The following is a 10,127-nucleotide window of genomic DNA, read 5'->3' as shown; positions in this document are numbered from 1 at the left end:
GCAGCACCTGGCACGGCTGGGACGGAAGTCGCTGTCGTTCTCAAAATCGGTGGAGCTGCATGATAAAGTCATCGGGCATTATCTGAACATAAAACACTATCAATAAGTTGGGACCATTACCTTAAAAGAAGTACAGAGCAGGGGTTTAAAAGGAACCACGCACCCTGAAACGATATCGTCTGGCACCCTGTAACGATTACGGTTGTCACTTAATGGAAAGTTCCCTTGCAGTCATGTGTGAACAAATGAAAATCGAAGACGAAAATCACACCGGCCGTTATTTTTCCGGCCATTCTGCCGCGTTCCCGAATGCGGCACAGAAGAAATCCTGCACAACGTTGTTCATATAGTGAGCGGAGCCGTGCTACAGGCGTGCGAAATCCTCCGGAGCGAACCGGATATTAAAAAAAAGGGGGTCAGGAGGTGAGCGTGGCCAGTCGCGTGTAGTTATTGCCCCGGGACATCAGCATGCGTTCTTTGACGCGTCTTGCCTGCTCCCGGCGAACGGCGTCCAGGTTACCGGTAAAACGTCCCTCAGCAATCTCACGCGTCAGCTGGCGTTTCACGATAGTCTCAATATCCCGGCGGGTACGGTCTGCATCCCGGCGGGCACGGGCACGCTTAAGACCATGCTCCTTACGCTGAGACTGATAGCTGCGGAACCGCTCACGTACGTAACGCCAGGCTCTGGCGATCAGCTCGTCCATTTCCAGTCGCGGCAGCTGCTGCTTTTCACGTTGCTGATTTTCCCACTCCACGCGGCTGCGGCGCGCGGCCGCCACTGCCACGTCTGAAACGTCTAGCGCAGAGAAGAATGCCGGCGTGAAAGTGATATCGGTCGGGATGTTAGTGGGCCAGTGCTGCCTGATGCTGGCCAGCAACGGCGCAGAGACCGACCGGGCACAGCTGATCTACCAGCTGAAGCGACTTCACTGGCAAATCATGGTTGCGACAGACGAATCACATACCGGGATACTGATGGCCATCGGGCAGCTGGAGACGGCGGAGATGTATGAGGAAAGGACGGGCAGGCGGCGGGAGTAAAGCGGAAGCGCCGCAGGCGCATCCGCCCTTCCCCCGTTCCCCGGAGGGGAACAGTCTTTCCGGGATGTTCATGCGTGCGGCCGCGCCCGGAACAAAAAGGGGGCTGCCAGTCGGACAACTGACAGCCCCTTGTAAAGGCGCTTTCGGCAGAACTGACCCCCTCAGCCCTGAAAAGGCGGGGTTTCACCCGCCTCCAGGTAGCTTACTTACCGGATTCGTAAGCCATGAAAGCCGCCACCTCCCTGCTTCCATCTCTGTAGCGAATTTCGCAGAGCGATTTTCGTGTCAGCCAGGTGAAAATCAATAGTGTGAGACACACTATAAATACGCACCAGATGAAAGAGTTGGGTTTCAGCTTCATAGCCTTCTTCTCCTTGCCTTTCGGCGGGTAAGAGGCTAATCTGAGTGTGATCAGCATACAGACGGCCTCGTTGGTTAATTGAAAAATTACCTTCGGGGCTTTCTTCTTTCTGCCTCACAACACGGCAACAAACCACCTGAACATCATGAGGCAAAAAGCCTCAAGCGCCACCGCCATTATACCCCGGAAGCGGGTATTTTCACCAGGACTCTCCCCCGGTTTTCAGGCAGTTATCTGTGACTATTTTCCGCTGAAATAGTCCGGCCTCGCCTCCAGTTCCCGCGCGATCAGTTCGTCTGCAAACAACGGCGCCAGCCTGTTGACCCTGCGTTCCAGATTACGCTTCCGTGTCGCGGCCTTACGTTCCGGGGACCAGCGTTTTATCTCCTCATCAGACAGAAAATCGATGCAGACTGCATAGCCACTGTTGAACGTGTGCGCCGCCAGTACCTCCGGCGGCGCAACAGCTCCCGCCGGGACGATCATCCTGATAAGTTCTTTTTCGCCGGGACAGGGCAGATGCCGCAGGCTCCAGCGCACGGAATAAGCAAGGTGCCTTTGAGAGAGCCTTGCGGGCCGGGTGCTTCCAGCAATGTTTCATATATGGTGTTATGCATAACCAGGTGAGCCATATAAAGTAAGGGGGTAAAAATGCTAACGGCACTTTTTGTAATGCTTTGAATATAGGAATTAAAATGCAGACAATCCATATAGTTTTACTTTTATATTTGTGGTGATGCAAGATGATCACAAAACAATGTAACCAGAGGAAAAGAGACGTTCTGTTTGAGATACATGATGAGTTTCTTTTCTTTCACAATCAAGGAGATTAAACTCATTTCACCTTAATCCGAGCACTCAGGTATTTCGTCTTGAATCGCATTGTTAAGCTGGCGTGCCCTGCGCTCTTATTTTCGCTATTTACGCTCTCCGGCTGCTCATTATCCCCGGCGATTCCGGTTTTAGGCGCAGCATTTCCCGGCTGGTTCTTCTGCTTATTAGGCGCCGCGCTGTTACTTATTCCCTGCCATATCCTGATTGTGCGTCAAGGATGGCAATCGCGATTTTCTCCACTGGTCTTCAGCTATCTGGCGCTGATGTTCCTGTTCGCCACGATTCTGTGGTTCCTGTTCTTCGTAAACTAGATCCCTATGACCCAATCCCGCTCAAGCGTTATCCGCAAAAAATGGCCCCTGCTGGCGCTCGTTCTCGCTGCGATCGTGGCGCTGATTCTGGTTATCTGGCAGTTGCAAACCTCGCCGGAAACCAACGATGCTTACGTTTATGCCGACACCATCGACGTGGTGCCGGAAGTGAGCGGGCGGATCGTCGAAATGCCGATTCGCGACAATCAGCGGGTGAAAAAAGGCGATCTGCTGTTCCGCATCGACCCGCGTCCCTACCAGGCGATGCTTGATGATGCCAAAGCGCGGCTGACCACGCTTGATGCGCAGATTATGCTGACCCAGCGCACCATCAAAGCGCAGGAGTACAACGCGCAGTCGGTCAACGCCGCCGTTGAACGCGCTAAAGCGCTGGTTAAGCAGACCACCTCTTCACGCATACGCCTTGAGCCGCTGGTACCGCAGGGGTTTGCCTCACAAGAAGATCTGGATCAGGCGCGAACGGCCGAAAAAGCGGCGCGCGCCGAACTGGAGGCCACCCTGCTGCAGGCGAAACAGGCTTCCGCGGCCGTGACCGGCGTTGATGCCATGGTGGCGCAGCGCGCGGGGATCCTGGCGCAAATTGCGCTGGCCGAGCTGCATCTCGAATTTACCGAAGTGCGCGCGCCGTTTAACGGCGTGGTGGTGGCGCTGAAGACGACGATCGGCCAGTACGCCTCGGCCCTCAAGCCGGTCTTTACCCTGCTGGATGACGACCACTGGTACGTGGTGGCAAACTTCCGCGAAACCGACTTGCAGAGTGTTCGGCCCGGCGTTCCGGCCAGAATCACCGTCATGACCAACCATGGCCGCACCTTCGAGGGCGTAGTCGACTCGGTCGGCACCGGCGTTCTGCCCGACGGCGGCAGCGTCATTGAAGGCCTGCCGGTCATTCAGAAGAGCATCAACTGGGTCCATGTCTCCCAGCGCTTCCCGGTTAAAATCGCCGTCAAAGATCCCGACCCGAACCTGTTTCGCATGGGCGCTTCCGCCAGCGCCGTTCTCCAGCCGCAATAAGGAGACGGCATGCAAAGTTTGTGGCCGTTTCTGACCCGGGAACTCCGCGATGCGCCGGGGCGGGCGAACTATACCCTGCGCCTGACGCTCAGCTGTGCGGTGCTGATTGTGCTGTTTATGACGCTGCATATTCCCTTCCTCGCCGTGGCGCTGATCGTGGTGTTTTACGTCAGCCAGCCTAACGTCCTGATGATTAAGCTGGTCAGCGTGGTTTTCGTGGTGACCGTCAGCGTCGCGCTGGGCGGCGTACTGCTGATTATCAAGTGGACCTATGACTATCCGCTAATTCGCCTGGTTGCCTCGGTGATCCTGTTCTTCTGTGCGATTTACCTGATGCGGGTCCTCGGCAAGCTGGGGCTGGCGTTTTTCGTGGTGGCGCTGGCAATCATCTACGCCCAGACCTTCCCGTCGATGACCAGCCAGAGCGAAATTCTGGTACGCCTGCTGCTGTGGCTATGGGTGGCGATTAACACCGCCATTCTGGTGACGCTGCTGGTCAACGCCTGTTTCCAGCAGGCGTTCCCCGGCTATCAGTTTAAAGCCCGGCTGGTGGTCATGCTGCGCCAGACGGCGCGGATTCTTAGCCAACCGGATGGCGGGGCGCCGCAACCCTCCTTTAAAGAGATCGCCGGCCAGTTTAACCAGTTGCAGTCCCTGTACCAGCAATCCGCCCGCGCCACGCCGGAGATTGCCGCCAGCCCGCAGGCCTGGCAATCGCTGATGGCCGCCGCGCTGCGCTGCTACCATTTAACGGCGCTGCTACAACCGGGCCACGACCATTCCGATGCGCGCCAGCGGATAGCCCGCGAGCTGAACGCGCTGGCGGATAATCTGCCCAGCCCCACGGCGGCGGATATGGAGCCGTTGATGGTCCCACGCGATAGCGATAACAGCGCCATTTTGCAGGAGATCGCCGGGGTGCTGTCGCGGCTGGCGCGCGGCGAAACCATCGCGTTACCGCAGGGTGAAGTGGAAAAAGCGCCGCTGCTGCTGCCGGACGCGTGGTCCAATCCCGCCTATCTACACTTTGCCCTGAAAACGCTGCTGGCGACGCTGCTGTGCTACGTTTTCTATACCGCCGCCGACTGGCAGGGCATCCACACCATTATGCTGAGCTGCGTCATTGTCGCCCAGCCGGGTCTGGGCGCTACCCTGCAGAAAACGTGGCTGCGCATCGGCGGCGCACTGCTGGCGACGCTGATTGCGCTGCTCCTGATCGTCTTTGTGCAGCCCTGGACCGACTCGCTGAGCGGCCTGCTGGCGATGACCCTGCCGGTGTTCGCGCTGGCCGCGTGGATTGCGGCAGGCTCAGAGCGCATCGCCTACGCCGGGATCCAGATAGGTTTCACCTTTGCGCTGGCGTTCCTCAGTTGGTTTGGCCCGCTCAGCAACCTTACCGAACTGCGCGACCGGGTTATCGGTATCCTGCTCGGCGTGCTGGTCTCCTCGATTGTACATCTCTATTTATGGCCGGATAGCGAAGCCCCGCAGCTCAAAGCGCGTCTGGCACAACTTTATCGCCAGCTGGCGCAGACCCTCTCCTCAAGCGACGATGAGGTTCAACTGGTGCCGCTCTTTGCCGCGCTGACCGAGAGCGAAACCTTAATCAACCGGGTAGCCGCCGAGCCGCTGGGAACCTACGCCCACCCGTGGCCGGAAGCCAAAAACTGGCCGGTGCGGGCGACGTTCCATCAGGCGGAAGAGATCCTGCGCCTCAGCGAAGGCTATCGTCTGTACGCCGCGCCGGGGGATACTTTTTTACCCCGCTGCGCCCGGCGGCTTGAAGGCTACGCTGCCGGTATCGACGCGCAGCAAACTGCCGTAGAACGCCCTCAGGCGCTTCTCCCGGACCCGGCGAATCCATTTGGCGCGCCGCTGGTCAACGCGCTGGCCGCCCTGCCGGCGTGGCCATTTGCGTCTTCCGATATTCCGCGACAGGCAATGCAATCATGATTAAAACCTCTACTCTCCCGCGCGCCGCGCGATCCCCGGTGTTTGCCTTCGCCCTGACGCTGTTAACCGGGTGCGCACTAATTCAGGACGATCCCGGCCAGGTTCCGCTGGTCAATCCGCAGCAGGCCGAGCTGGCGCAGGTGATCCATCTGGCGAATAGCGGCTGGCCGACGGCGCGCTGGTGGGAAGGCTATCAGGATCCGCAGCTAAATATGCTGGTCAATCGCGCGCTGCAGAACTCCCCCACCATGCAGGCGGCGCGGCTGCGTATTTCGCAATCGCAGTCCACGGTCGAGCTTGCGCAGTCGGCAATGGGCGTGCAGGCCACCGCCGTGGCGGCGCAAAACCGTCTGCGGGTCACCAATAAACAGTTCACCTGGCCCTACTCCTTCTCCCTGCCGGTGGATAAAAACGGCCCCTGGTACACGCTGAATACGGTTGGCGTCGGGGCGACGCTGAATATCGATTTATGGGGCGCCGACCGCGCCCGCGTTGCCGCCGCGATTGGCGAAAAGAACGCCCGCCAGGCGGAGACCGCCGGCATCGAGCTGGATCTTGCCAGCAGCGTGGCCCAGCTCTATTTCGCGATGCAGGCAACTTTCCAGAAAATCGCATTACTTAATCAGCTGGAGGCTATCGCCAGGCTCTCGGTGCAGGCGCATGAGCATCGTACCGCGCGCGGCGTGGAGGATAGCGTCGATGTCGCCAACGCCCAGGCGGAGCTGCTGGCGGCGCAGCAGCAGGTGATTACGACGCAGGGGACGCTGATGCAGTATCGGGAAACACTGCGGGCGCTGATCGGCGCCGATGCGCATAGCATGCCGGAGATTCATCCCGTGCCGCTGCCGGCGCTGCAGGAGACGCTCCCGGATTCGCTTTCGTTTGAACTGCTGGCCCGTCGCCCGGATCTGCAGGCACTGCGCGGCTACGTCAGCGCTTCGATGAACCAGGTGGACGCGGCAAAAGCGGCGTTTTACCCGCACTTCGATATCAAAGCCTTCTGGGGCTACAACGCGCTGAGCGTTGGCGATCTGTTTAAGTCCTCATTCCAGCAGATCAACCTGCTGCCGGGGCTCTATTTGCCGCTGTTTGACGGCGGGCGCTTAAACGCCAACCTGAAATCGACGCGTACGGCGAGCAATATTTTAATTAAACAGTACAACCAGGCGGTGCTGGACGCGGTGCGCGACGTGGCGATTAGCTCCAGCCAGTTGAACGATTTGAACCAGCAGGCCGCGCTGCAGCAGCAGAAAGTCGCGGCGGCGATGGTGACCACCCGCAGCGCCAGCGCGCACCATCAGCGCGGGCTGGTCAGCTACTATGCGGCGCAGGAGGCGCGTCGCCCGGCCATCGCGCAGCAGCTTTTGCTGCTGGATATCGAGGCCCAGCGGCTCAGCACCGATATCACCTTGATTAAAGCCCTGGGCGGCGATTACCGCGGCCCACAGTCTGCCAGACAGTGAAAAATGGAAACAGAGACGTTCAGCGCGTGTTTTTATGAGCAGGAATTGCCGATTTTTTGGAACCAATGCGCTCATGGCGGTAAATTTGATAAATCATAAAGGCTTTGTTGAATAAATAAGATTTCGTGCGAACGACCCTGTAGCTGGCTGGATTTTCAGGCAATACGCACGCTTTCTGGCATCCCAGCCTTTGTCATCCTGTTCAACGCACGCACCATGGCCATAGCTTCCGCTACCTGACCATCGTAGTCACGCAGCGTCAGTGAATCTCCCAACAACTGCTTCATTCTGTACATTGCCGTTTCCGCTATCGAGCGACGGTTGTATTCCGTTGTCCATTTCCACCGTGCATTGCTTCCGCTCAGCCGCTGATTAGCAACGGCACGGTTGCGGTCTGCGTACTCACCGGGCCAGTAACCTGCTCCTTTTCGGGGAGGAATAAGCGCGCTGATTTTTTTGCGGCGCAGTTCATCGTGACAGAGCCGGGTATCGTAAGCCCCGTCTGCCGCGGCTGCCCTGATTTTTCTGTGAGTCTGCCGGATAAGGCCCGGGAAGGCTTCTGAGTCCGTGACGTTATTCAGCGACAGGTCTGCACAGACAACTTCATGTGTGTTGCTGTCAACAGCAAGATGCAACTTTCGCCAGATACGACGGCGCTCTTTGCCGTGCTTTCTGACTTTCCATTCGCCTTCACCAAAGACCTTCAGCCCGGTGGAATCAATCACCAGGTGTGCGATTTCACCCCGGGTGGACGTTTTGAAACTGACATTAACCGACTTTGCCCGCTTACTGACACTGGTGTAATCCGGGCAGCGCAACGGAACGTTCATCAGGGCAAAAATGGAATCAATAAAACCCTGCGCAGCCCGCAGGGTCAGCCGGAATACGCGTTTAATCACCAGAACGGTGGTGATGGCGAGATCAGAATAGCGCTGGGGCCTTCCCCGTGATGAAGGCGTTGCCGACTCATACCAGGCCTGAATCGCCTCATCATCCAGCCAGAAAGTGAGGGAGCCACGGTTGATGAGAGCTTTGTTGTAGGTGGACCAGTTGGTGATTCTGAACTTTTGCTTTGCCACGGAATGGTCTGTGTTGTCGGGAGGATACGTGATCTGATCCTTCAACTCAGTAAAAGTTCGATTTATTCAACAAAGCCGAAACAGCTGCGCGAGCGCGTCACTGTTGAAAGTAAACATAGGATCACCTGCTGTAATAGCGGGATCTGTCTCCTTCCGGAGAGCAAATCCCGGAAGGATGGGTAGACAGGTCAGCTGTTGTGCTGCTGAGCAAGCCAGAACTCAATGCCTGATATGGCCTCCCACTCTTCAGTGGTGACCTGCTTGCCGGGACCGGAGGTTTTTACCAGCAGCAGGTGTTCAATTGCGCCGGGTATAACAAACGATGCCGGTATTTTTTCAGGTGCTTTGGTAAACATATCCATATTCCATGCCAGCCATCGCTGCGCGAAATGCCAGCTTTGCGGACAGGAACTGGTTATGTGATAGCTGTCCGGACATAGGTTATGCAGAAGAACCAGCACGATACGCACGAATAAATCTTGTTTGCATCGCTGGCTCTCCACTTTACGGTATGGCCGAAAATTATCCGAAAGCGTCTGCCTGAGATAGAACGGATTGAGGCAGTAGCCTTCGCCGTCCTTATGGTTGAACGTGACCGAACCCTCTTCGTCAAAAAGTTCTGACGCGCGGTTCATGTCAAAACCCAGCTGCTTATAAGGCCGGAGTTGAGCGGGAAGAAGCCAGAAAGCTTCTTTAACTGCGTCGGTAAATCTGAACCACTGTTCATCATTTATGGACGCTCCCTGCTCAAACTGGTAAACGCCCGGAAGGACCAGAGGATCAGTTAGTGTATGTGTCATGGTAAATCTCCATTAAAAAGAGGATTTACCGCCCACAGGGAGGTAAATCCCTGTTGGGCTAAGTTAGTTTATGCGGAGAGTTAATCCCGGAAGGATGGTTCAGGCATGTCAGCGTTTGCCGGTTTTCAGTTCTTCGAGCGTGAACTCAAGTTCTGAAATCAGTCCCCAGTCAGCCGTCGTAAACGGACGATCCCCCCCGGAAACGCTTCTGATGAGCAATTCATCAGCTGCGCCGGTAATGAAACTTTCCGTGCTGAAAGGCTGAGGAGCATTACTGCCAGCAATCAGTTGGTGCCGTATTGCCCAGCGAACAGGAAGCGCCCAGCTGACGCCGCCGGCTGATGACGTTATCTCAAAGCAGTCTGAGCAATGGTGATACAGCATCAGCAGCGCAATCCGCGTGAAGAAGTCGATGGGCTGACCTTCAGTTTCAATACGCAAATCAGGGCTTATATCCAGGGTAAACATCACGCTTTTGGATATGTAATTCCCTTCGTCTTTTCCGCCGAATTCAAAAGCCCCGGGGTGAGTAAACATCATGGATGCGCGTTCCAGACGTGTACCGTCAGTTGGTGAGCACGGACGGAGATGTACCGGTAACAGCCAGAATGCTTCTGTAACTGCCAAGGTAAAACTGTGCCACTGGCTCGGGGATATCGATCCGCTCTGCTTCACGGTATAGGTAACGTGTTGGGGCGGTACGGAGATTGGTGTCATGATAAATCCTCAAAAAAGGGGATTTATCCCCCTGATGGGGAATAAATCCCCACAGGGTTAAGTCAGATTAGAAAGATTTTAATCGGCCAATTGCCAGATCTCTCTCCATCACTGATATGCATAACGCAGTGTTGCCATCTGATTCGCCAGCTTCAGTGCAAAACGGCGAGCCTGACGGTAAGAGCGGAATACCTCATCCGGCTTTTTCAGAGAACCAAACCGGTGATTACCGTAAAACGTGCCGGAACGTGTAAGTATGCCGGCCGTCCATTTTCCTGAAGGTAACTGATGTACCTGAACCTTAAAGCTGAGTGAGCCATTCCGGTTCGTTATCCAGTCTTCTTTTCTTTTACCAGCCGTGACGCGATCCCGCAGGGATGACGCTGCTGCGGAGGCTGCTGAAAAGATGCCTCTTAGGGAAAAGGAGGTTGGTAATAAAAGGGTATACATGATGTTTCTCCTGTTGAGCGGGAAACACCTGCCCTGTCGGGAAGATGTTTCCCGATGGGCATTCGCATAGCGAATGTATG

12 protein-coding genes and 2 pseudogenes are annotated in these 10,127 nt (G+C 56.4%); 6 read left to right on the top strand and 8 right to left on the bottom strand.

All coding sequences use genetic code 11. The features are described 5' to 3' along the window. Positions 1 to 106 (top strand): IS1 family transposase (locus tag MHZ89_RS21965; RefSeq protein ID WP_000300949.1); only part of this gene is annotated, 106 nt, incomplete at its 5' end. Between the two features lie 310 nt (positions 107 to 416). Here the strand turns inward: MHZ89_RS21965 and repA are convergent. Continuing rightward, positions 417 to 848, bottom strand: a pseudogene (repA, locus tag MHZ89_RS21960) (plasmid replication initiator RepA); the annotation flags it as partial. Here repA and MHZ89_RS21955 point away from each other — a divergent pair. Further along, entirely contained in the window at positions 823 to 1,044 is a 222-nt protein-coding gene (locus MHZ89_RS21955; RefSeq protein WP_251990203.1) for a DUF2767 domain-containing protein, read from the top strand. The pseudogene repA and the gene MHZ89_RS21955 overlap by 26 nt on opposite strands. 202 nt (positions 1,045 to 1,246) lie before the next feature. Here MHZ89_RS21955 and MHZ89_RS21950 read toward each other — a convergent pair whose 3' ends face one another. The 3 genes and pseudogenes from MHZ89_RS21950 to MHZ89_RS21940 all read right to left on the bottom strand — a co-directional run bounded on the left by MHZ89_RS21950 (position 1,247) and on the right by MHZ89_RS21940 (position 1,891). After that, the gene (locus tag MHZ89_RS21950; protein ID WP_286086644.1) at positions 1,247 to 1,366 is read right to left on the bottom strand and encodes a type I toxin-antitoxin system Hok family toxin; all 120 of its coding nucleotides are present in this window, start codon (positions 1,364 to 1,366) and stop codon (positions 1,247 to 1,249) included. Next, positions 1,314 to 1,523: pseudogene (locus tag MHZ89_RS21945) on the bottom strand (DUF5431 family protein); the annotation flags it as partial. The pseudogene MHZ89_RS21945 and the gene MHZ89_RS21950, both read right to left, overlap by 53 nt. Before the next feature lie 122 nt (positions 1,524 to 1,645). Beyond that, positions 1,646 to 1,891: a hypothetical protein gene (locus MHZ89_RS21940; protein WP_251990204.1), complete on the bottom strand. Its 246-nt coding sequence runs from the start codon at positions 1,889 to 1,891 to the stop codon at positions 1,646 to 1,648. Positions 1,892 to 2,277: 386 nt separating this feature from the next. Between MHZ89_RS21940 and MHZ89_RS21935 the strand changes: the two genes are divergently transcribed. Genes MHZ89_RS21935 through MHZ89_RS21920 form a run of 4 tightly spaced genes read left to right on the top strand, consistent with a single transcriptional unit; the run spans position 2,278 to position 7,001 of the window. Beyond that, on the top strand, positions 2,278 to 2,550 hold the full coding sequence (locus MHZ89_RS21935) for a YtcA family lipoprotein (protein WP_041851459.1): 273 nt from the start codon (positions 2,278 to 2,280) through the stop codon (positions 2,548 to 2,550). Between the two features lie 6 nt (positions 2,551 to 2,556). Next, a complete protein-coding gene (mdtN, locus tag MHZ89_RS21930; RefSeq protein WP_004105396.1) occupies positions 2,557 to 3,585 on the top strand; it encodes a multidrug transporter subunit MdtN in 1,029 nt (342 codons plus the stop codon). Positions 3,586 to 3,594: 9 nt separating this feature from the next. Then, on the top strand, positions 3,595 to 5,538 hold the full coding sequence (locus MHZ89_RS21925; protein WP_080181309.1) for an FUSC family protein: 1,944 nt from the start codon (positions 3,595 to 3,597) through the stop codon (positions 5,536 to 5,538). Next, positions 5,535 to 7,001 (top strand): MdtP family multidrug efflux transporter outer membrane subunit, encoded by a 1,467-nt coding sequence (locus tag MHZ89_RS21920; RefSeq protein ID WP_080181311.1) that lies wholly within the window; start codon positions 5,535 to 5,537, stop codon positions 6,999 to 7,001. Before MHZ89_RS21925 ends, MHZ89_RS21920 begins: the two co-directional genes overlap by 4 nt. A 155-nt stretch (positions 7,002 to 7,156) precedes the next feature. On the opposite strand, the gene MHZ89_RS21915 is transcribed toward MHZ89_RS21920, so the two are convergent. From MHZ89_RS21915 to MHZ89_RS21900, 4 genes are all read right to left on the bottom strand, one after another. Continuing rightward, positions 7,157 to 8,125 (bottom strand): IS5 family transposase, encoded by a 969-nt coding sequence (locus MHZ89_RS21915; RefSeq protein ID WP_074194686.1) that lies wholly within the window; start codon positions 8,123 to 8,125, stop codon positions 7,157 to 7,159. A 143-nt stretch (positions 8,126 to 8,268) separates the two neighbouring features. After that, the gene (locus tag MHZ89_RS21910) at positions 8,269 to 8,880 is read right to left on the bottom strand and encodes a hypothetical protein (RefSeq protein WP_311784607.1); all 612 of its coding nucleotides are present in this window, start codon (positions 8,878 to 8,880) and stop codon (positions 8,269 to 8,271) included. 108 nt (positions 8,881 to 8,988) lie between these two features. Further along, positions 8,989 to 9,597: a hypothetical protein gene (locus tag MHZ89_RS21905; RefSeq protein WP_311784606.1), complete on the bottom strand. Its 609-nt coding sequence runs from the start codon at positions 9,595 to 9,597 to the stop codon at positions 8,989 to 8,991. Between the two features lie 108 nt (positions 9,598 to 9,705). Further along, positions 9,706 to 10,047, bottom strand: a complete 342-nt coding sequence (locus tag MHZ89_RS21900; RefSeq protein ID WP_311784605.1) for a hypothetical protein — start codon at positions 10,045 to 10,047, stop codon at positions 9,706 to 9,708. Positions 10,048 to 10,127 lie beyond the last annotated feature (80 nt).

The organism is Pantoea sp. ACRSB (genome assembly GCF_022346905.1).
Classification (GTDB): domain Bacteria; phylum Pseudomonadota; class Gammaproteobacteria; order Enterobacterales; family Enterobacteriaceae; genus Pantoea; species Pantoea piersonii.
This window is presented reverse-complemented; position numbering and strand designations above follow the sequence as displayed.

Excerpts from the sequence above, each read along its gene's own strand:
- MHZ89_RS21905 (WP_311784606.1), bottom strand. The coding sequence starts at position 9,597 with ATGACACCAATCTCCGTACCGCCCCAACACGTTACCTATACCGTGAAG.
- MHZ89_RS21910 (WP_311784607.1), bottom strand. The coding sequence starts at position 8,880 with ATGACACATACACTAACTGATCCTCTGGTCCTTCCGGGCGTTTACCAG.
- mdtN (WP_004105396.1), top strand. The coding sequence starts at position 2,557 with ATGACCCAATCCCGCTCAAGCGTTATCCGCAAAAAATGGCCCCTGCTG.
- MHZ89_RS21940 (WP_251990204.1), bottom strand. The coding sequence starts at position 1,891 with ATGATCGTCCCGGCGGGAGCTGTTGCGCCGCCGGAGGTACTGGCGGCG.
- MHZ89_RS21925 (WP_080181309.1), top strand. The coding sequence starts at position 3,595 with ATGCAAAGTTTGTGGCCGTTTCTGACCCGGGAACTCCGCGATGCGCCG.
- MHZ89_RS21920 (WP_080181311.1), top strand. The coding sequence starts at position 5,535 with ATGATTAAAACCTCTACTCTCCCGCGCGCCGCGCGATCCCCGGTGTTT.
- MHZ89_RS21900 (WP_311784605.1), bottom strand. The coding sequence starts at position 10,047 with ATGTATACCCTTTTATTACCAACCTCCTTTTCCCTAAGAGGCATCTTT.